Here is a 22,147-nt window from a genome sequence, read left to right as displayed (position 1 = left end):
CGGCGGCGCGCTGCCGACGGCCGAGCGCGAGGAGGCGGTGCTCGGCTTCGCCGAGGCGGCCGAGCCGCTGCTGCCGCCCTCCCTGATGGCTGCTGCCGCAACCCCGGCCGACCCGCTGGTCGCGCTCGTCGCCGCCCTGCCCGACGCGCTTCGCGCGCCGCTGCCGGAGGATTGGGCGAGCCGTCTCGCCAAGGCAGACCCGCCCGCACGCGCCTCCGTCGAGGCGGCCGCCTCGGCAGCGGAAGCGGCCGCGCTCGCGCAGGACGAGGCCGAGACGGCGCTGCGCGAGGCGGCGCTGCGCGAGGATCTCGACCACGATGCCGTCGGTGTTCTGCTCGAGACGGCGAAGGCGAAGGCTGGAGCGACCTCCCGCGCCGCCGGTCTGCTTGCCCATGCCGTCACGGCGGCGATCGCGGTGGTGCCAGCGTCCGAACAGGCAGGCCAGACGCTCAGGCCCGCGTGATGGGTCTGGCCTGCCTGATCGCCGGGCAGGCCGGCGCCGTCAGGGGAACGTCACCTCGGTGATGGTGCAGGTGTTCACGCGGCGCCGTTCCGTCGCGGTGCTGTTGTCGTACACCACGCGCATGTCGAACACGCAGTTGCCGTCGCGCGGCAGCGTCACGATCATGCTCTGCCCCGCGCCGAGCACGTTCTGGCCAAGCCTGTCCGGCCCCCAGTTCTGATCGTTCGACGAGGAGACATAGACCTCCACGATCGTCCGCCCCGAGCGGTTCACGAGGCGGAAGTTGGGGTTGGGACCAGGCGCCTGCGGCGCTCCGCGCGCGACGGAACCCTGCGAGGTGAACACAACCTCGGAGGCGTTGCAGGTGTTGAGGCGCCTGCGCTCCTCTGCCGTGCCGTCGGTGTAGACGACGCGGATGTCGAACACGCAGGTCCCGTCGCGCGGCGGGCGGATCGCGAATCGCATGCCGCTGTTCAAGACGTTCTGGCCGAGCCTGTCCTGCCCCCAGTTGTTCACTGCGGAGGAGGACACGTAAACCTCCGTGATCGTGCGGCCGGAGTTGTTCACGATCCAGAAATCGGGGTTCTGCTGCGCCTCAGCAGGAGCGGACGCGAGGCCCGCCAAGGCCACCAAGGCACCCAGAATGAACCGCCGAAGCATCGTTCCCTCCTGCCGCTGAGTGCGGCGCAAGTCGCGCGGCTTCGCCACGCACCCTCAGATGCAAATCAATACGCCCCCGCGCCCAGGCCGCCAAGCCGCGCGAGGCGCGTGCGTGCCCGCCCGGCGAGGGCGGACGCCACGACGCCGCGCGGCATGCTAGGCTTCGATCGTAACCGCGAGGTTGCCCGCCGCGCCGAGGCCATCCCTTGGCGCGGAGGGCCATTTCGCATCGCCGGCATGAGGGGTGGAAACGCACGTGGCGAATGACGGTCCAGAGCGCGGCTCGGCGCCGCGCACCGAACGCGACGTTCTTCTCGCGGCCGCGGCGACGCTGCTGCGCCGCAGGCTCGGCCAAGGTGCGGCGGAGGAGGCCGTCGCCTTCCTCGGGCTCTGGGCCGAAGGCATCGCTGACGACGATCTCGCCGCCCACACGCCGGAGGACCTTGCCGGCAGCGCGCTCTCGCTTCTCGAGACCGCCCGCACCCGCGCGCCAGGCGTGGCGAAGGTGCGCGTCCTGAACCCACGGCCCGAGGCGGAGGGCTGGCGCTCGCCGCACTCGGTTGCCGAGATCGTGACCGACGACATGCCCTTCCTGGTGGACAGCGTGCTCGCGGCCTGCGCCAGGCTCGAGCGCACCGTGCATCTCGTCGTCCACCCGATCGTTCCGGTGCGGCGCGACGGCGAGGGCAGGCTCGTCGCCTTCGGCGCGGCGGCGGGAGAGGATGCGCCGCGCGAAAGCATGATGCAGGTCGAGATCGCGCAGATCGCCGACGCTGCGGGCCTCGCCGCGATGGCGGCGGCGCTGAAGCGGGCGATGGCCGATGTCCGCCTCGCGGTGGCCGACTGGCCTTCCATGCGCGCGCGTCTCGCGGAGATGGGCGAGACGCTCACCGGCGGAACGTCGGAGGAGATCCGCATCGCGCGCGACTTCATCGCCTGGATGGCGGAGGAGAACTTCGTCCTGCTCGGCTATCGGCGCCTCGATGTCGGCGAGGGCGGCACGCCGCAGCCCGCGCCGGAGGCCAATCTCGGCCTTCTGCGCGATGCCTCGCTCCCCGTGTTCGACGTGCTGCGCGACCCCGCCGCCATCCCCGCGGCGATGCGCAGCTATTTCCGCGAGGCCGCGCCGCTGACCGTGGCGAAGGCCAACATGCGCGCGACCGTGCACCGGCCGCAGCATTGCGACGTGGTGATCCTCAAGCAGTCGCGCGCCGATGGTTCGGTCGAGGCGGTGCATCTCTTCGTCGGGCTGTTCGCCTCGAACGCCTATAACCGCAACCCGCGTTCGATCCCCTATCTGCGCGAGAAGGTCGCCGCAGTGCTCGCCGCGGCCGGCGTCGACCCCGCGACGCATGACGGGCGGAGGCTCTCGAACATCCTCGAGACCTATCCGCGCGACGAGCTGTTCCAGGCCTCCGCGGAGGAGCTGCTCGGCGCGGCGAGGGGGATGCTCGCGCTGCAGGAGCGTCAGCGCGTCGCGCTGTTCGTGCGTCCCGACCGGTTCGAGCGCTTCGTCTCGGCGATCGTCTTCGTGCCGCGCGACAGGATGGACACGCGGCTTCGCCAGACGATCGGCGACCTGATCGCGGCGGCGTATGGAGGGCGGCTCTCCACCAACTACGTGCAGATCGGCGACGGACCGCTCGCGCGCGTGCATTACATCGTCGCCACGGTCCCGGGCGAGGTGCCGCGCGTCGATCTCCGCGCGCTCGAACGCGCGCTCGCCGAAGCGGCGCGAAGCTTCCGCGACCGGCTCGCCGAGGCGCTGGTCGCCGAGCACGGCGAGGCGGGGGGACTTGCCGTCGTCGGCGCCTGGGCCGATGCCTTCCCCCCGGGCTACGCGCAGGCGCGCACCGCGTCGGAGGCGATGGCGGACATTTCCCTGGCGGAGGCGGCGATCGCCAAGGGTGGGCTTGCGCTCGCACTGTCGCGCCGCACGGGCCAGGCCGAACACGCGCTGACGCTGCGAATCGCGCACCCGAACGGGCCTGTCCCGCTCTCCGACATCCTGCCGCTCATCGAATGCCTCGCCTTCCGCGCCATCGAGGAGGTGCCGCATCATCTCCGCCCCTCGGGCATCGGCGTGCCGGAGGTGATGCTGCATGAGTTCCATCTCGAGACGACCGACCGTGCGATGCCGGCGCCTGCGGCAATCCCGCTTCTGGCTGAGGCGCTCGAGGCACTGTGGGACGGCCGGGCGGAGCCCGACCAGTTCAACCGGCTCGTTCTGCGCGCGGGTGTGTCCTGGCGCGATGCCTGGGTGTTGCGGGCGCTCTATCGCTGGCTGAAGCAGGTCGGGTTCGGGTTCAGCCAGGGCGCTGTCGAGGACGCGCTCTCGGCAGAGCCGGACGCGACGCGCACGCTTGTCGAGCTGTTCCGCCTTCGGTTCGACCCGGACGGAAAGCGGGACGGCGATGCCGAGGCGATGCTCGCAGGCGCCTGGGCGTCGCAGCTCGACGCGATCGCCGACCCGGACCGCGACCGGATCCTGACCCGCATGAAGCAGGCGATGGACGCGGTGCTGCGCACCAGCGCCTTCGTCGATCCGTCCTCGCCCACGATCGCCTTCAAGCTCGACCCGCGCCGCGCGGGCGAGGTGCCGAAGCCGGTGCCGTTCGCCGAGATCTGGGTGCACGGCCCGCGCGTCGAGGCGGTGCATCTGCGCGCCGGCGCGGTCGCGCGCGGCGGCATCCGCTGGTCGGACAGGCGCGAGGATTTCCGCACCGAGGTGCTCGGGCTGATGAAGGCGCAGACGCTGAAGAACGCCGTCATCGTACCAACGGGCGCGAAGGGTGGCTTCATCCTCAAGCGCCCGCCCGTGCCCACGGGCGAGCCGGCGAAGGACCGCGAGGCGCTGCTCGCCGAGGGCATCGCCTGCTACCGCCAGCTCATCGGCTCGATGCTGACGCTGACCGACAACCGCACCACGTCGGGAATCGTCCCGCCCGCGCGCGTCGTCCGCCAGGATGGCGATGACCCATACATCGTCGCCGCCGCCGACAAGGGCACGGCGACCTTCAGCGACATCGCCAACGGCATCGCGCTCGAGCGTGGCTTCTGGCTGGGCGATGCCTTCGCCTCCGGCGGCTCGAAGGGCTACGACCACAAGGGCCTCGGCGTCACCGCGCGCGGCGCGTTCGAGGCGATCGCGCTGCATCTCGCCGAGGCCGGGCTCGACCTGCAGCGCGACCCGATCTCGGTCGTTGGCGTGGGCGACATGTCGGGAGACGTGTTCGGCAACGGCATGCTCCTGTCGCGCACGCTCAGGCTCCGCGCCGCGTTCGACCATCGCCACGTCTTCCTCGACCCCGACCCCGACGCCGCGGTGTCCTTCGCCGAGCGGGAACGGCTTTTTGCGCTGCCGCGTTCGTCATGGGCCGACTATGACGCGACGAAGCTGTCGAAGGGCGGAGCGGTGTTCGCCCGCAGCGCCAAGACCGTCACGCTGTCCGCCGAGGCGCGCGCGATGCTCGGCCTCGCCGACGAGCGCGCGACGCCGGAGCAGGTGATGCATGCCATCCTGAAGATGGAGGTCGACATCCTCTATTTCGGCGGCATCGGCACCTTCGTGAAGGCGGCGGGCGAAACGGCGGCCGACGTGGGCGACCGCGCCAATGACGCGATCCGGGTGAATGGGCGGGAGCTGCGCGCGCGCGTGCTCGGCGAGGGCGCCAATCTCGGCGTCACCCAGGCCGGCCGCATCGAGGCCGCGCTCGCCGGCGTCAGGCTCGACACCGACAGCCTGCACAACTCCGCCGGCGTCGACACCTCCGACCATGAGGTGAACCTGAAGATCCTGCTCGACGGACTCGTGCGCGAGGGCGACCTGACCGGCAAGCAGCGCGACCAGCTCCTGCAGCAGGTGACGGAGGACGTGGTCGCGCATGTGCTCGCGACGAACGCGCGCCAGGCGCTCGCCGTGTCGCTCGAGCTTGCCGAGGGCGCAGCGGCGGGCCCAGCGCATGCCGCGCTGATGTCGCGGCTCGAGACGGAGGGCTTTCTCGATCGTGCCGTCTCCGGCCTGCCTGACCGCACCGTGCTCGCCCATCGCGGCCGCACCGGGCTCGTCCGCCCCGAGGTCGTCGTGCTGCTCAGCCACGCCAAGCTGTGGCTGACGGACGCGCTTCTCGACTCGTCGCTGCCAGACGATCCGGCCTTCGAGCGTGACCTGCTCGCCTACTTCCCCGATGCGATCGATACGCGGTTCCGCGCCGCCGTTCTCGCCCATCCGCTCCGGCGCGAGCTGCTTGCGATGCTTCTCGCCAACGACCTGCTCGACCGGATGGGGCTTGCCGCGTTCGGGCGCATCGCGGAGGGCGTGCCGGCCGCGACGGCGGCGCGGGCCGCGCTGGTGGCGCGCGAGGTGCTTGGGCTCGCGGAGCTGTGGGCGACGCGCCAGCCGCCATCGCCCGGCGCGGAGAACCGTTACGCCACCGAGCTCGCCTGGCGGCGAACGCAGGAGGCGGCCGCGGCCTGGTTCCTGCGCAGCGGCGCGATGGCGCGTGAGGGAAGCGTGACGGACGCCGTCGCGCGTTCGGCCGGTCCAGCGGGGTCGCTCCGCCTCGCCTGGCCCGATGCGCCGGGCGACGCACTTCTCGAGGCGGCCCTCGCGATGGGCGAATCCGGCGCAGCACCGGAGGCGGTGGTCGAGGCCTGGGCGGAGGCGGGACGCGGCTTCGGCCTCGATGCTCTCCGCTCGGCAGCCGCCGCCGTCGCCGCGGCAGACCCCGCTTCGGCGCGCGCGTTGGCGCTTCTCTCTGCCGACATGGGCGCGATGCAGCGGCGGCTGACCGTCGCGCTTCTCGCGCATGGCGGGGAGGATCGGGCCGCTGCGCTGAAGCGGGACGCAGGCTCTGCCTGGATCGAGGCGGAGCGATGCCTCGCGGCACTCTCGTCCGAGGCGCCGGGGCTCGCCCAGATCCTCGTCGCGGTCCACGCGCTGCGCGCGGTCGCGTGAGGGAGGAAGACGAGGCACCGCGCACGCCCGCGCGGCCGTGGCGTATCGCCGCCTGGTGCTTCTATGACTGGGCGAACAGCGCCTACCCGACCGTCATCGGCACGTTCGTGTTCGCGACCTACTTCACCCAGGGCGTCGCACCCGATCCGGTGACGGGGGCCTCGCGCTGGGGCGTGGCGATGGCGGTGTCGGGGCTTCTCGTCGGGCTGCTCTCGCCCGTGTTCGGCGCCATCGCCGATCGCACGGGAGGGCAGCGGCGATGGCTCGCAGGCTTCACCGTTCTTGCCGCCATCGCCGCGGCCGCGCTGTGGACGGTCGAGCCCGATCCGGCCTTCATGCTGCGCGGGCTCGTGCTCGTCGTCCTCGGCACGCTGGCCTTTGAGCTCGGCACCGTCTTCTACAACGCGATGCTGCCCGTTCTCGCGCCGCAGGCGATGATCGGGCGGGTCTCGGGCTGGGGATGGGGGCTCGGCTATGTCGGAGGGCTGTTCTGCCTGCTGGCCTGCCTCGCGCTGATCCAGGCCGATCCGCCTCCCTTCGGGCTTTCGTCGGGCAACGCCGAGGCGGTGCGGGCGACCTCGGTTCTGGTCGCACTCTGGTACGCGGGTTTCGCCCTGCCATTGCTTCTCGTCGTGCCGGGCGACAGGCCGACGGGTGTGGGGATCGTGCAGGCGGTGCGGGAGGGCATCGGCGCGATCATCCGCGTGCTGCCCGAGCTCCGCTCCCAGCCTGTGATCACGCGCTTCCTGATCGCGCGGCTTCTCTACGCGGAGGGGCTGAACACGCTGTTCGCCTTCGGCGCGATCTACGCCGCCGGCACGTTCGGGATGGACACGCAGGAGGTGATCCAGCTCGGCATCGCCATCAACGTCACCGCCGGGCTTGGGGCGGCGCTGTTCGCCTTCGCCGATGACCGGTTCGGCTCACGCAACGTCGTGCTCGTGTCGGTTGTCTCGCTGATGGTGATCGGCGCGGCGCTGCTGTTCGTCACGAGCGTGTCTGCGTTCTGGGCGCTCGCGCTGCCGCTCGGCCTCTTCTTCGGCCCGGCGCAGGCGGCGAGCCGGACGCTGATGGGCCGCCTCGCGCCGAAGGACAAGCTCGGCGAGTATTACGGGCTGTTCGCGCTCACGGGCCGGGCCGTGTCCTTCATCGGGCCCGCCGTGCTTGCCGCGGCGACGGCCGCGTTCGCAAGCCAGCGCGCGGGGATGGCGACGATCCTGGTCTTCCTCGCCGGCGGCGCGGCGCTGCTCTGGACGGTGCGCGAACCGGGCCGGTGACGCGCGGCCTTGGCAGGCGCGCAGGTCGCGCTAGGCTCCAAGCCGGTGTGCAAGGGAGGATGCGGATGGCCGGCTACGGCGGCGACACGTTCGACTATGTGATCATCGGTTCGGGCGCCGCAGGCTCTGTTCTCGCCGCGCGGCTGACGGAGGACCCGGGCGTCACCGTCTGCGTGCTCGAGGCGGGGCCGCCCGACCGCAACCCCTACATCCACATCCCGGCCGGTTTCATCAAGACGATCTTCGACCCGGGCGTGAGCTGGCAGTTCAAGACCGAGCCGACAGAGATGACCGCGGGCCGGCGGATCTCGACGACGCAGGGCCGCACGCTCGGCGGCTCCTCCTCGATCAACGGCATGATCTACAACAGGGGCCAGCCAGGCGACCTCGATTCATGGGCGCAGCGCGGCAACCGAGGATGGGGCTATGCCGACATGCTGCGCTACTACCGCCGCAGCGAGACCTGCATCGGCATCGGCGAGGACGAGAAGCGTGGCCGAGACGGCGGCATCCCCGTCACGGCGATGGACTGGCTGAACCCGGTGTCGGAGGCGTTCATCGCCGGCTGCGTGGCTGCGGGCATTCCCCGCAATCCCGACTACAACAGCGGAGACCAGGCCGGCGTCGGCTACTACCAGCGCACCATCCGGCGCGGGCGGCGCATCTCCGCCTATCGCGCCTATCTCAAGCCCGCCATGTCGCGCGGGCGGATCGACGTGCGCACCAATGCGCGTGCGGAGGCGATCCTGTTCGAGGGCAAGCGCGCCGTCGGCGTGCGCTACATCGCCGCGCGCGGCGCGGAGGGGCGCGTGGTGCGGGCAAGGCGCGAGGTGATCGTCTCGGCCGGAACGGTGAACACCGCGCGGCTCCTGCAGCTCTCCGGCGTCGGTCCGGCGCGGCTGTTGCAGACGCTCGGCGTGCCGGTGGTGCATGAGCTCCGCGGCGTGGGCGAGAACTTCCGCGACCATTTCGCCTCGCGCTTCGTCGTCCGCGCCAAGCCGGGGGTGGCGACGCTGAACGAACTCTCGCGCGGAACGAGCCTGCTCGGCCAGATCGCCGCCTGGGCAACGGGGCGGCCCTCGATCCTCGCCACCACCCCCTCGCACGTTCACCTCTTCTGGAAATCCTTCGAGGGGCTCGACCAGCCCGACCTGCAATGCGTGTTCACGCCCGGCAGCTACAAGGAGGGGGCGGTCTACGTGCTCGACGACTATCCGGGCATGACGGCGGGCGCCTGGCAGCACAGGCCGGAGAGCACGGGCTGGGTGCGCGCACGCTCGAAGGACGTGTTCGAGGACCCCGAGATCCAGCCGAACTACCTTTCCGACCCGATGGACCAGCGCGTGCATCTCGGCGGGATGAAGCTGATCCGCCGCCTGCTGCAGACGCCCGAGCTCGCGCCCTTCGTCGATCGCGAGACGCTGCCCGGCCCCCAGGTGCAGAGCGACGACGAGCTGATGGATTTCGCCAAGCGCAACGGCGTGACGACGTATCACCTGATCGGCACCGCCCGGATGGGACCGGCGACCGACGCGACCGCGGTGGTCGACGACCGCCTCCGCGTGCACGGGATGGAGGGGCTTCGCGTCGTCGATGCCTCGATCATGCCGTCGATGACGTCTGCCAACACCTATGCCACGACGCTCGCCATCGCCGAGAAGGGGGCCGATCTGATCCGCGGCCGCGACGCGACCGACGAGGAGGCGAGCGCGGCGGCCTGATCACGGCTCGGCGTCGGTCCAGCCCTGGGCGGCGCGCGGCGGTGTGGCGGCGGCGCGGCGGAACACGAAGCCGCCGATGCGCACGCCCGGCCCGCCCTCAGCCTCCTCCGGCCGGCGCGTTCCGGTGCGGTTCCAGAACACCGCCCCGCCCGTCGGGTCAGGCAGAGCGCCCGAGGCGGCCCGCGCGGCGATGCGACGGCAGGCGGCGAGCAGCCTCGTCTCCTGCACCGACACCGCATCCGCCGTGGCAAGGCCCGAGGCGCGGACGGCCGCGCCGAGCTCGACGCCCCACTGGGGCGGCGCGCGCCGCGCGCGTGCGGCTTCCATCCGGTTGACCACGACGGAGGCGAGCGCCTCGATCGCACGCACCGTCTCTCCCCCGGCGGTCGCTGCGAGCGCCCGGGCGAGCGCCTCGACCGACGCGGCGTAGCGCGCGCGCTCGACCGCGCTCGAGGGCAGGCCCTGGCCGGCCGGACGCCCATTGCCCTGGGTCATCGGCGCCTCACCCGTGATAGTCGTCTGTCGGGATGCGGGAGCGGGCGCGCTGCGGCATGACCATGTCGAGCTTCTCCTCGATGCGCATGAGCTGCATCGAGAGGCGCCGGTCGGTCTCGCGCATCATCTGCATCGGCACGTAGCCGCGCGCCACCTCGAGCTTGAACGCTGCGAGGTCGTCGCGCAGCCGCGCCGCGCTCTCGGTGTGGCGCATGTCCATCTGCTCGATCCGGGCCATCAGGTCCTTCTTGATGTCCCACATCAGCTTGAAGAGGGCGGCGAGCATCGCAATCTCGATCACCGAGATCCACCAAGTGAGATCGATGCCGGGGGGCGGCATGGGCGGCTACCTTTCGCTGTGTCCGGGGGTTGCATGCACCGCGCGGGGCGGCGATATCGAAGGGCGATGTGGAACGAGCCCTATCTCGAAACCTGCTGCCGGTCGGCGCTGAACCGGCTCAAGGCCGCGGGCCCGGTCGGCAGGCCGCCCGGCCTGAAGGACGGGCCGTGCCTCGTCCGGCTCGAGGGCATGGGTTTCTGCACCTGCCGGCCCGACGGCCGGTTCGAGCTGACCGCCGCCGGGCTTGCGCGCCACCGCAGCGAGATCCTGAAGCTGGCCGAGCCGGTCACGGCCTGAAGTATTTGGACCCGTGTTGATGGGGCATTCCATCATGAAAGCACGCGCTACCCAGCATCACACCGCCCCGCATCACTCGAAACCATCAATGGATCCCGAGCCTGTGCGGAAGATGATTGTCTAGTCGCACAGCAGTAGGATGATGTGCCTAACATGCGACACGACGACATCTGGCGCGCCCTCGACGCGCTCGCCGCCGAGCACGGCCTGACCGCTTCCGGCCTCGCCCGGAAGGCCGGGCTCGACCCCACGACCTTCAACAAGTCGAAGCGCCTGACCGGCGAGGGCAAGCCGCGCTGGCCCTCCACCGAGAGCGTCTCGAAGGTTCTCGACGCGGTCGGCGCCCCGCTCGAGCGCCTGACCGAGCTAATTACCGGCAATGCCGTCGCGCCGCGCCGCGCCTCGGCCGCGCCGCAGCGGCGCATTCCCCTGATCGGCCTCGCCCAGGCCGGGGCGGAGGGGTACTTTGATGAGGCGGGCTACCCCGTCGGCGGTTCATGGGACGAGATCGACCTTCCGTCGGTGGCCGACCCGCATGCCTATGCCGTCGAGATCTCCGGGGACTCGATGGAGCCGGTGTACCGCGACGGCGACATCGTCATCGTCTCGCCCGCCGCGCCGACGCGGCGGGGCGACAGGGTGGTGGTGCGCACGAACGAGGGCGAGGTCCTGGCCAAGGAGCTCGTCCGGCGTTCCGCGCGCCGGATCGAGCTTGCCTCGCTCAACCCAGCCTTCCCCGATCGCGGCTTCGACATCGACGAGGTGAATTGGATCGCCCGAATCATCTGGGCCAGCCAGTAGGAGGCCATCCGGCCCTTCTACTGGCCCAAGGATATTCCTGGGGCGTCGGAAACCGCGGTGCCAGACTCCCGGCAGCGAATGCTCCGACGTTTCCGACCGCGGGTCAGACTGCCCGGGCGGGCTCCCCGCGGCGCACGGTGCGGGCGGCGAACATCGGCACGAGCGGCAGGAGCTTCACGAGGTCACGCTCGGCCTTGCAGACCATGTAGTGCTCTGCCGGGGGCGTATCGCCGGCAACCTCTGGCGCGAGCGCATCGTCGGCCGAAAGCGGGAAGGCGGTGAGCCCGATATCGCCGTAGACGCCGAGCAGTTCCGGCCCGACACGCCAGAACGCCGGGTCCACCCCCTCCTGCTCGCACAGGTCGCGGAACCGCCAGATCGCCGAGATGCGGTCATCCTCCTCGCCGACGGGATCGCCGAGCGCGAGCCAGATTCCGTCGAGCCTCCGGAAGGCGATGCCTGCCCGGCCATCCTCGCCGAACACGATGCCGTCCGCCTCCATGCGGATGTCCGGCATCGCGGTGATGAAGCGCGCCGCGGCGGCACCCTCGAACGGCACAACGGGAATGCGCGCAGGCCGCAGCAGGCGGTAGAGCGCGACGAGCAGAAGCACGACGCCGAGCGCGATCGTCGCCCGCATCGTCCAGGGCGCGTCGGAGTCGAGCACGACATGCCACCAGGTATCGTTCGTCCAGTCGCGGCGGAGATGGGCGAACAGCGCAAGCGTGAGCGTGCACGCGGTCAGGCTCGCGATGGCGGCGAGCCAGCCGCCGGTGAAGGGTTCGCGCACGAGCCGGGTGTCGCGGTAGAAGTTCCGCCGGAACGGCGCGACGGCAGCGGCGATGCCGATCAGCACGATGGGCACCGCCATGCCGTGCCCCTTCACCACCGCCGTTGCCGCGCCGAGCACGAGCAGAGCCAGCACGGTGGCCCAGGCCATGGTGACGCGCCGCCAAAGCCCGTAGGCGACGACGAGAAGGCCCGCGCCGATCACCGAGGCAGCGAAGTAGGAGATCTGCACGAGCGGGCCGGGCGGCGAGGCGACGTTGCGGGAGGCGATCGCGACGGTGGCCTCCACCGGCGGTAGCGTGCCGAGGAACAGCATCATGAGCCCCGCCAGCGTCACCGCGGCGGCGAGGACGGGTACGACGAACGGGTCGCCCCAGCGCGAGGTGGTGACGAGCGCGCGCGACACCGCAACGCGCCGCAGAAGCACCTCGTTGGTCGCGAACAGGCCGCCTGCGAGGAACAGCGGCAGGATATAGTAGAGCAGCCGGAACACGAGCAGCGCACCGACGATCGTCGCAGGCTCGAGATACGGCGCGAGCCCGACCAGGATCGTGGTGTCGAACACGCCGATGCCGCCCGGCACGTGGCTTGCCATCGCCGCCGTGTAGCCGGTGACGTAGACGGCCAGGAACACCAGGAAGGTGAGGCCCGGCGCATCGGGCAGGAGCACGTAGAAGATTGCCGCCGTCAGCGCCACGTCGACGGAGGCGAGCAGCGCCTGCGCCACCGCCATGCGCAGCCCCGGCAGCGGGATGGCCGTCTTGTAGATGCGGATCGGCTGCCGTCGCACGGCGCCGAGCGTTGCGTAGGCGACCACGAGGGCGATCATGACGACGCCGACGCCGTACATCACCGGACGCGGCATCCAGGTGCCGAAACCTGGAACGGCATGCGGAACGGTCAGCAGCACGAGCCCGCCGAGGCAGAGCCCGCCGAGCACGAAGGTCAGGCTGGTGAAGGCGACGACACCCGCGATCTGCAACGGCGCCATGCCCCAGAGAACGTAGAGTCGGTAGCGGATCGCCGCACCCGAGAGCGTCGCGAAGCCGATGTTGTGGGCGAGCGCATAGGCCGTGAAGGACGCGAACGCGATGCGACCGTAGGAGAGCGGGTGGCCGACGAAGCGCGTGCCGAGCGCGTCGTACACGGTCAGCACGAGATAGGCGACGATCGTGACGCCGATCGCGAGCCAGATCGCGCTGCCGGGAATCGCATCCATCGCCGCGAGCACGTCGTCGAGGCGAAGTGCGGCGAATTCGCGCTGCACCACGTAGAGCGCGCCGATGACCAGCAGGACGCCGATCACCGCCGGCAGGTGGCGGGTGATGGACCGCATCCGCGTCATGCGTTGCCCCGCCCCCCTCGGGGTCCCTGCGTGCTCAGCCGGCGGCGCACATGCGTGCCGTGGCCTCAGGCGACATCGGACTTGGCCCCCGCCAGCGCGCCGCGGATCAGCGTCACCGTCTCGGCAACGCCGTAGAGTGCCACGAAGCCGCCGAAGCGCGGGCCTTCCTGCTGCCCGAGCAGGACCTGATAGAGCGCGCCGAACCAGTCGCGCAGCTTCTCCTTCGGGTAGTGTCGCTTGCCTGCCTCGAACACCACGTCCTGCAGCGCCGCCGCATCGGCCCCCTCGGGCATGGCCGCGAGAAGGTCGGCGAGGTCGGCCAAGGCTGCGGCCTCCGTTGCGTCCGGGTCGCGGAAGCGTTTCGCCGGGCGCACGAAATCGCGGTAGTAGGCGACCGCCTTCTCGACGAGAACGCCGAGCAGCGGCATGGCATCGGGGCTCGCATCGGCGCGGTAGCGGCGGATGAAGCCCCACATCATCGCCGGCGTCTCGGCATTCACCACCGAGGCAAGGTTCAGCAGCATGGTGAAGGAGAGCGGGCTGCCGGCGTCGTTCGGGATGCGCCCGCCATGGATGTGCCAGGCCGGGTTTGCCGCGACGGCGGGCTCCTCCTCGGTGCGCGCCTTCTCGACATGGGCAAGATACTCGTCGACCGTGCGGGGGATCGCATCGAAGTAGAGCCGTTTCGCCGCTTGCGGCTTGTTGAACATGAACTGCGCCAGGCTCTCGGGCGGGGCGTATTCCAGCCACTGCTCGACAGAAAGCCCGTTGCCCTTCGACTTCGAGATCTTCTCTCCCTTCTCGTCGAGGAACAGCTCGTACGTGAAGCTCTCCGGCGGCTCGGAGCCGAGGATGCGGCAGATGCGCGAGGAGAGGCGCACGCTGTCGATCAGGTCCTTGCCCGACATCTCGTAGTCGATGCCGAGGGCGAACCAGCGCATCGCCCAGTCGCACTTCCATTGCAGCTTGCAGTGCCCGCCCGTCACCGGCGTCTCGACGAGCGTGCCCGTCTCCTCGTCGCGCCAGACGATGGTGCCGGCATCGAGCTTGCGCTCGACGAGAGGCACCTGCATCACCCGCCCCGTGCGGGGGCAGAGGGGCAGGAAGGGCGAGTAGGTGGCCCGACGCTCCTCGCCCAGCGTGGGCAGGATGACGGCGATCACCTCGTCGTAGCGCTCGAGAACGCGCGTAAGCGCGGCGTCGAACCGGCCGCTCCGGTAGTACTCGGTCGAGGAGGCGAACTCGTAGCCGAAGCCGAACGCGTCGAGGAAGGCGCGGAGCCTCGCGTTGTTGTGCTCGCCGAAGCTCGGGTGGGTGCCGAACGGATCTGGCACCGCCGTCAGCGGCCGGCCGAGATGGGCCGCGAGCATCTCGCGGTTCGGCACGTTGTCGGGCACCTTGCGCAGCCCGTCCATGTCGTCGGAGAAGGCGATCAGCCGCGTCGGGATGGGGGAGAGGCGGCGGAAGGCGTTGCGCACCATGGTGGTGCGGACCACTTCGCCGAAGGTGCCGATATGCGGCAGTCCGGAGGGACCATACCCGGTTTCGAACAGAGCCTCCGCTTTCGGTCGCGCCGCCAGCCTGTCGGCCACGCGGGCGGCCTCCTCGAACGGCCAGGCGCGGACCTGGCGCCACTCGTGCTGGTGCGGAACGGGGTTCGTCATCGGCGCAACCTAGGTAGGGGCCTTTGCAGGGTCAACAATCGCGGGAGCCTTGGGTGAACGCGCCGCCGAGGCTTCTGTTGCCTGACGGGCCTTCCGTCGTCGCCGGGTTCGGCCGCGCCGCCTTCCTCGGCTCCGATGGCGAGCTCGCTGTGCTCGCCTCCGGCCCGGCCCGGGCGCGTCTGAACGCCTCGCCCCCGCCGATCGTGTGCCACGCGCCGGCAACGGCGAGGCGCCTCGGGCTCCAGGGCATCGCTGCGGCGGATCTGCTCGAGCTCTGGGCCTTCGTCCGCCCCGCCGAGCAGGTGGTGCCGACACCGCGCGCCATGGCAGAGGCGCTCGGCCTCAAGCCGCCGCGCAGCCTCGAGGATGCCGCCGCCGCACTGCCCGTGATCGCGACCGCCCTGCTCCGCAACGCCGCCGCGAGCCGGTCGTCGCCCGCCAACCGCGACGCACCGGCCCTCGCGGCGCTGATGGGCGCTGCGGGCTGGCCCTGGGCCGCGCCGCTTCTCGCCGCCCTCGGGGCGCCGGATGCGCAGGCAGCCTCCGGCGCGCTCAGGGTGTGGGAGGCGCTTCCCGAATGGGAGGACACGGCCCGCCCACCGCCGCCCTCGAGCTTTCCCGTCACCCCGGCCGAGGCACGGTCACGCCTCGCCGCGCTGCTCGGTTCGGATGCCGAGGACAGGCCGGGGCAGAGCGACTTCGCCTCCGCCGCGACCGAGGCATTCGCGCCGCGCGACACGCCCGGCGTGCCGCGCGTGGTGCTGGCCGAGGCCGGGACGGGCACGGGCAAGACGGCCGCCTATATCGCGCCTGCAAGCCTCTGGGCCGAGCGCAACGGCGCCCCTGTCTGGCTCTCCACCTACACCCGCAACCTGCAGCGTCAGATCGACGCTGAGCTCGCCCGCCTCTGGCCGGACGAGGCCGAGCGGCGCGCGCATGTCGCGATCCGCAAGGGCAGGGAGAACTATCTCTGCCTGCTCAACCTGGAGGACGCGGTGAACGCCGCGAGCCGAAGCGGCGGGGCGACGATCGCGCTCGGGCTCATGGCGCGCTGGGCGGCCGCGACCAGGCATGGCGACCTCCAGGGCGGCGACCTTCCCGGCTGGATGCCCGAGCTTCTCGGCGGGGGCTACACGCTCGGCCTGTCGGACCGTCGCGGGGAATGCATCCACGCCGCCTGCCCGCATTGGCGGCGCTGCTTCATCGAACGCGGCATCCGCGAGGCGCGCACGGCGAAGCTCGTCGTCGCCAACCACGCCCTCGTCATGGTCCAGGCCGCGTGGGGAGGGCTCGACGAGACGGGGCTTCCGCTTCGCTACGTGTTCGACGAGGGACACCACCTGTTCGATGCCGCCGACAGCGTGTTCGCCGCGGCGCTGTCCGGCGCAGAGACGGCCGAGCTGCGCCGCTGGCTTCGCGGCAACGAGGGCGGGCGCGGCCGGGCGAGGGGCCTCAGGCGCAGGGCGGAGGATCTCGTCGCCGCGCATCCGCCGCTGTCGCACCTGCTCGATGCCGCGCTCGAGGCGGCCCGCGCGCTTCCCGCGCCTGGCTGGCTGACGCGGCTCGGCGAGGAGGCGCGACCGGAGCTCGGCGGGCTCGCGGCAGGCGAGGAGAACGCCGCCGAGGCCTTCCTCCGCCTCGTGCGCCGCCAGGTGCAGGCACGCCGCAGCGCGGAGGACGCCCAAGGCGTGGAGGAGGCGGAGGTCGAGCCGATGATCCCCGGCCTCGCCGAGGCGGCCGAACGCCTCGAGCGCGCGCTCGGGCGCATCGCCACGCCGCTCGAGGGCTTGCGCGAGGGCCTCGCCGCGCGGCTCGACGACGATGCCGAGGAGCTCGAGAGCGCCGTTCGCCAGAGGATCGAGAGCCTCGGCCGCTCCCTCTCCCGCCGCGCGCTCGACCCGCTCACCGCCTGGCGGGCGATGCTGAACGCCGTGGCGTCAGGCTCCGCCGAGGGCGGGCGGCCGGGCGAGCGTTTCGTCGATTGGCTGGAGATCGTCCATCGCGGCGGCCACGAGGCCGATATCGGCATGCGACGGCACTGGGTCGACCCGACCGTCCCCTTCGCCCGCGTGGTCGCCGAGCCTGCGCATGGGCTGCTCGTCACCTCCGCGACGCTGCGCGATTCCGGCGCGGCCGACGAGGAGGCGCGCTGGCAGGCGGCGGAGGAAGCGTCGGGCGCGATCCACCTGCTCGCCCCGGCCATGCGCGTCGCCGTTCCCTCGCCCTTCGACTATACCAAGGCCACGCGCGCCTTCGTGGTGACGGACGTCAACCGCAACGACGCAGCGCAGGTGGCTGCTGCCTATCGCGCATTGTTCCTCGCCTCCGGCGGCGGCGCGCTCGGCCTTTTCACCGCGATCGCGCGGCTGCGCGACGTGCATGCCCGCATCGCACCCGCGCTCGAGGAGGCGGGGCTCGACCTGCTCGCCCAGCATGTCGACGCGATGGACAACGCCACGCTCGTCGAGGTGTTCCGGGCCGAGGAGGATGCCTGCCTGCTCGGCACCGATGCGATGCGCGACGGTGTGGACGTTCCCGGCCGCGCGCTTCGGTTGATCGTGTTCGACAGGCTGCCCTGGCCGCGCCCGACTATCCTGCACCGTGCCCGGCGCGCGCGCTTCGGCGGCGGTCGCCCAGGCGCGGTGGATGACCGGATCGCGCGCGCGCGGCTTCGCCAGGCCTTCGGCAGGCTGATCCGCTCCGCCGAGGACCGCGGCTGCTTCGTCCTGCTCGATTCCCGCGCGCCGAGCCGCATCCTCTCCGTGCTCCCCGAGGGGGTGGAGGTTCGCCGTGCCGGGCTCGCCGAGACGGTCGAGGACGTGCGGGCCTTCCTCGCGCCGCGTTGACGGAAGGTCCTGCGCAGGGCATCAGCCTCGCAGCATCCGGAGAGCCGAGCCATGCCGACGCGCAAAGACAGCATCGTGACCGCCCTGACACCGCATGAGGCGCTGATCTTCGCCATGGTGCTCGTCTCGGCCTCCGACAACACGATGACCGACCGCGAGCTGAAGACGATCGGCCGCATCGTCACGACGCTTCCGGCCTTCGTGGGCTTCGACCAGGCGACGCTGCCGGGCGTGGCGGAGCGCTGCGTGAAGGTGCTCGACAAGCAGGACGGGCTCGACACCGCCTTTGCGATGATCGACGAGGCGCTCACGCCCGCGCTCTGCGAGACGGCCTATGCCTTCGCCTGCGACGTCGTCGCCTCGGACGGCCATGCGACGCAGGAGGAGCTTCGGCTTCTCGAGCTGATGCGCCATCGCCTTGGTGTCGAGCGGCTCGTCGCCGCTGCCATCGAGCGCGGCGCCCGCGCCCGCTACGGGCGGGTGGCCTGAGCGGCCCGGACGGCTGCCCAGAGCTGTCGACTTTCTTGACACTGCACACGGGGATGTGAGGTCGACCTCAGCGAAATCGGCCCCGATCAAAGGCTTGTCAGTCTGGCACCGGCATTGCTTGCCACCCTCCCAGGCGCCCAATCAGCGCCGTGAGGAGGGGGAGCGATGTCATTCTTCAAGGTGGTTGCGGCGGGAGTTGTCGCTGCAAGCTTCACTGCCGGTACGGCGTCCGCGAATTTCGTGGTCAACGGCAGTTTCGAGAACGGCCTGGTGGGCTGGACGATCGGCGGATCGGATTCGCAGGGCTTCCCGCCCGTCGCGATCTTCTACAACAGCGCCTCCGGCTACCCGACGGGCGCGTTCGGCGAGGCGGTTCCGCCGAACAATGCGCCGACCAACTCGCCCGACCCTGTGGGCGCGCGCGCGGCCTACTTCGTGTCGGATTTCGCGACCAACCAGTCGCTGTCGCAGATCGTCGGCCCGCTCGCGGCGGGCACGTACCAGATCGGCTTCTCGGCCTATGCGCCGGCGAACGGCTACGCGAACTTCTATGATGCGACGTTCAGCGGCGTCGTCGCGTCGGTGCAGCTCGCGAGCTACGCGGTGTCCGACGGGCCGGTGACGACTTGGCAGACCTTCGCCGGTTCCACTGACCTCGCCGGCGGGAACTATCTCGTCGAGTTCGTCTTCAACACGAACGGCTTCCCGGCGAAGGACGTGGTGATCGACCAGGTCTACATCATCGCCGGCAACCCGCCCGTGGGGGTGCCCGAGCCGCTGTCGCTTGTGCTCCTCGGTTCCGGGCTGCTCGGCCTCGCTGCGGCGCGCCGCTTCCGCGCCTGACGCTGCCAGCCTGACGTTGCCTGCCTCCCCGGCCGGTCACCCCGGCCGGGGAAAGCGTCGCCTCATCGCCGCTGCGGCGGCTGCCCCTGCGGCATCTGCATCCTCTGCCAGCCTTCGGGAACGGTGAACAGCGTGTCCGGCTGCGCGCCAAGGGTCAGCGCTGTCGCCTCCATCGTACCGCCCTTGTCTTGAAGCCGCATGTCGGCCTTCAGCATGACGCCCTCGTCCGTCAGGCACACCGTGCCGCGGTCGGCGCCGTTCTGCGTACCGCGATACACGGTGCAGCGGTGGCCGAGAACGGTCGCGGTGCCGGTGCGGCTGAGCGACATGTCGTCGGGGATCGCGAGCATCTGCTGGCGCAGGCTGGGGGAGGGGAGCTCCATCGCCATGCGCGCCTGCTCGTTCAGGATCATGGCCCGACCGTTGCCGATGTCCTGGATCATCACCATCCCGGCATCGGCCATCTCGACGCGTTGGCGGCGGGTCGTGGCGCTGTGGAACAGGCGCATCTCCGCCGAGTTGCCCTGGCTTTCGACGCGGTAGGTGATGGCGAAGTCGCGCGTCGGCTGCTTCTGCTGGGCAGAAGCGGGGGCGGGCAGAGCCTGGCAGAGAAGGGCCGCCGCGGTGGTGGCGAGAATACGTTGGCGCATGGTGGTCGCTCCGGCAGCGTGGGTGATGCCCGAGCCTGCCTGCCTGCCTCTGCCCGGGTCAACGCGGGCGGCCCCGGGCGGGGGGCTCAGCGCTCGGCCTTCATCCGTGCAAGCTCCGCCCGGAGCTGCTCGGGTGTGATGTCGCGGCGGAACACGGCAGGCAGCTCGACCGCCTCGGCGAGCAGGCGCCGATACTCCAGCCGCGGTACCTCGATGGCGCCGAACCGGGCGAGATGGTCGGTCACGAACTGCGTGTCGAGCAGGACGAACCCGCCGAGGCGCAGCCGCACCACGAGGTGCACGAGCGCGACCTTCGAGGCGTCGCGCTCGCGGCTGAACATGCTCTCGCCGAAGAACGCCCCGCCGAGCGCGACGCCGTAGAGGCCGCCCACGAGCCGTCCGTCCCGCCAGCATTCGACGCTGTGGGCATAGCCCATCGCGTGCAGCGCGCCGAACAGCCGCTCGATGTCGGTGTTGATCCACGTCTCCGGCCGGTCCTCCGTCGATTCGGCGCAGCCGGCGAGCACCTCGGAGAAGGCGCCGTCGCAGCGCACCTCGAAGGCGCCGGACAGGACCGTGCGCGCGAGCCGCCGCGGCAGGTGGAAGGCATCGAGCGGCTGCACGCCGCGCCGGTCCGGGTCGAGCCAGTAGAGCCGCTCGGCGTTGCGCCGCTCGGCCATCGGAAAGAGGCCGGCGCGATAGGCGCGCAGGACGAGCTCGGGCGTGACGGTCGTTTCGCCCGGCTCCCGTCGCGCCATGTCAGCGCCGCCAGACCCGCGTCACGCAGCCCCGCGTCATGCGGCCCCGCGCGCGACGAAGCGCTCGAGCCAGTGGATCGTGTAGTCGCCTGCGGCGAACTCGGGGTCCTCGGCGATCCGGCGATGCAGCGGCAGCGTGGTGCTGATCCCGTCGATGACGAACTCGTCGAGCGCGCGCTTCAGCCGCGCGAGCGCCTGCGGCCGCGTCGTGCCGTGCACGACGAGCTTGGCGACGAGACTGTCGTAGTGCGGCGGCACCGAGTAGCCGGCGTAGAGCGCGCTGTCGACGCGCACGCCGAGGCCACCCGGTGCGTGATAGGCGTGCACCCGCCCCGGCGTCGGCATGAACGTGTCGGGGTCCTCTGCGGTGATACGGCACTCGATGGCGTGGCCGTCGAACCGCACTTCCTCCTGGCCATAGCCGAGCTTCTGGCCGGCCGCGATCCGCACCTGCTCGCGCACGAGGTCGATGCCGCAGACCATCTCCGTGACGGGATGCTCGACCTGCAGCCTGGTGTTCATCTCGATGAAGGCGAACTGCCCGTCCTGCCAGAGGAACTCGAGCGTGCCGGCGTTGCGGTACCCGATCTCCGCGAGCGCCTTCGTCACCCGCGCACCGAGCGCATCGCGCGCCGCGGCGTCGAGCGCGGGGCTGCCAGCCTCCTCGACGAGCTTCTGGTGGCGGCGCTGCAGCGAGCAGTCGCGCTCGCCGAAATGCACGACATTGCCGTAGGTATCCGCCAGCACCTGCAGCTCGATATGCCGCGGCCGGTCGAGATACTTCTCCATGTACACGGCGTCGTTGCCGAAGGCGGCCTTCGCCTCGGCGCGGGCGACGCGATAGGCCTCGCCCACCTCCTCGACGCGCCGCGCGACCTTCATGCCGCGCCCGCCGCCCCCGGCCGCGGCCTTGATCAGAACCGGGAAGCCGATGCGCCGCGCCGTGGCCTCCGCCTCCTCGACGGACGTGACCTCGCCGTCCGAGCCGGGGACGAGCGGAACGCCGAGCCGCGCCATGGTGCGCTTGGCCTCGATCTTGTCGCCCATCATCCGGATGTGGGACGGCGAGGGCCCGATGAAGGCGATGCCGTGTGCCTCGACGATCTCGGCGAACTCGGCGTTCTCGGAGAGGAACCCGTAGCCGGGATGGATCGCGTCCGCGCCCGTGATCGCCGCCGCGGAGAGGATCGCCGGGACGTTTAGGTAGCTGTCGCGCGCGGGCGGCGGACCGATGCAGACGCTCTCGTCGGCGAGGCGGACATGCATGGCGTTGGCGTCCGCCGTCGAATGCACCGCCACCGTGCGCACGCCCATCTCCTGGCAGGCGCGGTGGATGCGCAGCGCGATCTCGCCGCGATTGGCGATCAGGACCTTGCCGAACATGCCCCGGCCCGGTTCCCGCTCACTCGACGAGCATCAGCACCTCGCCGTACTCGACCGGCGAACCGGGCTCGACGAGGATGCGCGTCACCGTGCCGGAGCGCGGCGACTTGATCTGGTTGAAGGTCTTCATCGCCTCGATGAGAAGCAGGGTCTGGCCAGCCGCCACGCGGTCTCCCGGCTTCACGAAGGGCGCTGCGTTCGGCTCGGGCGAGAGATAGGCGACGCCGACCATCGGCGAGGTGACGGCGCCGGGGTGGGAGGCGTCGAAGGACGGCTCGCCTGCCGCAGCGGCGGCCGCCTGGGCCGACCCGGGCGCGGCGGCGGGGGCGGCCTGCGCGGCGATCACCTGCGTGGCCTGGCCGCCGCGGC

General features: G+C 71.2%; 18 protein-coding genes. 9 read left to right on the top strand and 9 right to left on the bottom strand.

Going from position 1 to position 22,147, the window contains the following annotated elements; genetic code table 11:
* A partial coding sequence (locus FIF60_RS21765) for a hypothetical protein (RefSeq protein ID WP_204251260.1) occupies positions 1-463 on the top strand: 463 nt, incomplete at its 5' end.
* A gap of 39 nt (positions 464-502) precedes the next feature.
* Here the strand turns inward: FIF60_RS21765 and FIF60_RS19685 are convergent.
* A complete protein-coding gene (locus FIF60_RS19685) occupies positions 503-1,123 on the bottom strand; it encodes a Tat pathway signal protein (RefSeq protein WP_144299999.1) in 621 nt (206 codons plus the stop codon).
* Positions 1,124-1,379: 256 nt separating this feature from the next.
* Between FIF60_RS19685 and FIF60_RS19680 the strand changes: the two genes are divergently transcribed.
* The 3 genes from FIF60_RS19680 to FIF60_RS19670 all read left to right on the top strand — a co-directional run bounded on the left by FIF60_RS19680 (position 1,380) and on the right by FIF60_RS19670 (position 9,078).
* Positions 1,380-6,080 (top strand): NAD-glutamate dehydrogenase, encoded by a 4,701-nt coding sequence (locus FIF60_RS19680; RefSeq protein ID WP_158639315.1) that lies wholly within the window; start codon positions 1,380-1,382, stop codon positions 6,078-6,080.
* Positions 6,077-7,357, top strand: coding sequence for an MFS transporter (locus tag FIF60_RS19675; RefSeq protein WP_239451726.1), 1,281 nt, complete (start codon positions 6,077-6,079; stop codon positions 7,355-7,357). Before FIF60_RS19680 ends, FIF60_RS19675 begins: the two co-directional genes overlap by 4 nt.
* 65 nt (positions 7,358-7,422) lie before the next feature.
* Entirely contained in the window at positions 7,423-9,078 is a 1,656-nt protein-coding gene (locus FIF60_RS19670; RefSeq protein ID WP_144299996.1) for a GMC family oxidoreductase, read from the top strand.
* Here the strand turns inward: FIF60_RS19670 and FIF60_RS19665 are convergent, their stop codons facing one another.
* Positions 9,079-9,573: a cell wall hydrolase gene (locus tag FIF60_RS19665; RefSeq protein WP_144299995.1), complete on the bottom strand. Its 495-nt coding sequence runs from the start codon at positions 9,571-9,573 to the stop codon at positions 9,079-9,081.
* A gap of 7 nt (positions 9,574-9,580) precedes the next feature.
* On the bottom strand, positions 9,581-9,913 hold the full coding sequence (locus FIF60_RS19660) for a hypothetical protein (RefSeq protein ID WP_144299994.1): 333 nt from the start codon (positions 9,911-9,913) through the stop codon (positions 9,581-9,583).
* Between the two features lie 66 nt (positions 9,914-9,979).
* Between FIF60_RS19660 and FIF60_RS19655 the strand changes: the two genes are divergently transcribed.
* Both FIF60_RS19655 and FIF60_RS19650 read left to right on the top strand, forming a co-directional pair.
* A complete protein-coding gene (locus FIF60_RS19655; RefSeq protein WP_144299993.1) occupies positions 9,980-10,210 on the top strand; it encodes a hypothetical protein in 231 nt (76 codons plus the stop codon).
* A gap of 153 nt (positions 10,211-10,363) precedes the next feature.
* A complete protein-coding gene (locus FIF60_RS19650; RefSeq protein ID WP_144299992.1) occupies positions 10,364-11,011 on the top strand; it encodes a S24 family peptidase in 648 nt (215 codons plus the stop codon).
* Positions 11,012-11,114: 103 nt separating this feature from the next.
* On the opposite strand, the gene FIF60_RS19645 is transcribed toward FIF60_RS19650, so the two are convergent.
* Together FIF60_RS19645 and FIF60_RS19640 are read right to left on the bottom strand one after the other, a co-directional pair.
* Complete coding sequence (locus FIF60_RS19645) at positions 11,115-13,136, bottom strand: phosphatidylglycerol lysyltransferase domain-containing protein (RefSeq protein ID WP_144299991.1); 2,022 nt, start codon at positions 13,134-13,136, stop codon at positions 11,115-11,117.
* Between the two features lie 74 nt (positions 13,137-13,210).
* Positions 13,211-14,809, bottom strand: a complete 1,599-nt coding sequence (locus FIF60_RS19640; RefSeq protein WP_144299990.1) for a lysine--tRNA ligase — start codon at positions 14,807-14,809, stop codon at positions 13,211-13,213.
* Positions 14,810-14,862: 53 nt separating this feature from the next.
* Between FIF60_RS19640 and FIF60_RS19635 the strand changes: the two genes are divergently transcribed.
* From FIF60_RS19635 to FIF60_RS19625, 3 genes are all read left to right on the top strand, one after another.
* Positions 14,863-17,655 carry an ATP-dependent DNA helicase gene (locus FIF60_RS19635; protein WP_144299989.1) on the top strand — a complete coding sequence of 931 codons (2,793 nt, stop codon included), beginning with the start codon at positions 14,863-14,865 and terminating at the stop codon, positions 17,653-17,655.
* Between the two features lie 51 nt (positions 17,656-17,706).
* Entirely contained in the window at positions 17,707-18,144 is a 438-nt protein-coding gene (locus FIF60_RS19630) for a tellurite resistance TerB family protein (RefSeq protein WP_144299988.1), read from the top strand.
* Between the two features lie 165 nt (positions 18,145-18,309).
* Positions 18,310-18,987, top strand: coding sequence for a PEP-CTERM sorting domain-containing protein (locus FIF60_RS19625; RefSeq protein ID WP_144299987.1), 678 nt, complete (start codon positions 18,310-18,312; stop codon positions 18,985-18,987).
* A 62-nt stretch (positions 18,988-19,049) separates the two neighbouring features.
* Here FIF60_RS19625 and FIF60_RS19620 read toward each other — a convergent pair whose 3' ends face one another.
* The 4 genes from FIF60_RS19620 to FIF60_RS19605 form a co-directional block, all read right to left on the bottom strand.
* Positions 19,050-19,637 carry a DUF4412 domain-containing protein gene (locus FIF60_RS19620; RefSeq protein WP_144299986.1) on the bottom strand — a complete coding sequence of 196 codons (588 nt, stop codon included), beginning with the start codon at positions 19,635-19,637 and terminating at the stop codon, positions 19,050-19,052.
* A gap of 86 nt (positions 19,638-19,723) precedes the next feature.
* Positions 19,724-20,395 carry a leucyl/phenylalanyl-tRNA--protein transferase gene (gene aat / locus FIF60_RS19615; protein WP_144299985.1) on the bottom strand — a complete coding sequence of 224 codons (672 nt, stop codon included), beginning with the start codon at positions 20,393-20,395 and terminating at the stop codon, positions 19,724-19,726.
* A gap of 36 nt (positions 20,396-20,431) precedes the next feature.
* On the bottom strand, positions 20,432-21,778 hold the full coding sequence (gene accC, locus FIF60_RS19610) for an acetyl-CoA carboxylase biotin carboxylase subunit (RefSeq protein WP_144299984.1): 1,347 nt from the start codon (positions 21,776-21,778) through the stop codon (positions 20,432-20,434).
* Between the two features lie 19 nt (positions 21,779-21,797).
* Positions 21,798-22,147 (bottom strand): acetyl-CoA carboxylase biotin carboxyl carrier protein (locus FIF60_RS19605; protein ID WP_144299983.1); only part of this gene is annotated, 350 nt, incomplete at its 5' end.

This window comes from Elioraea rosea, from assembly GCF_007644105.1.
Classification (GTDB): Bacteria; Pseudomonadota; Alphaproteobacteria; order Acetobacterales; family Acetobacteraceae; genus Elioraea_A; species Elioraea_A rosea.
Note: the sequence above shows the minus strand (reverse complement) of the source record. Positions and strands in the feature narration are given on the sequence as shown.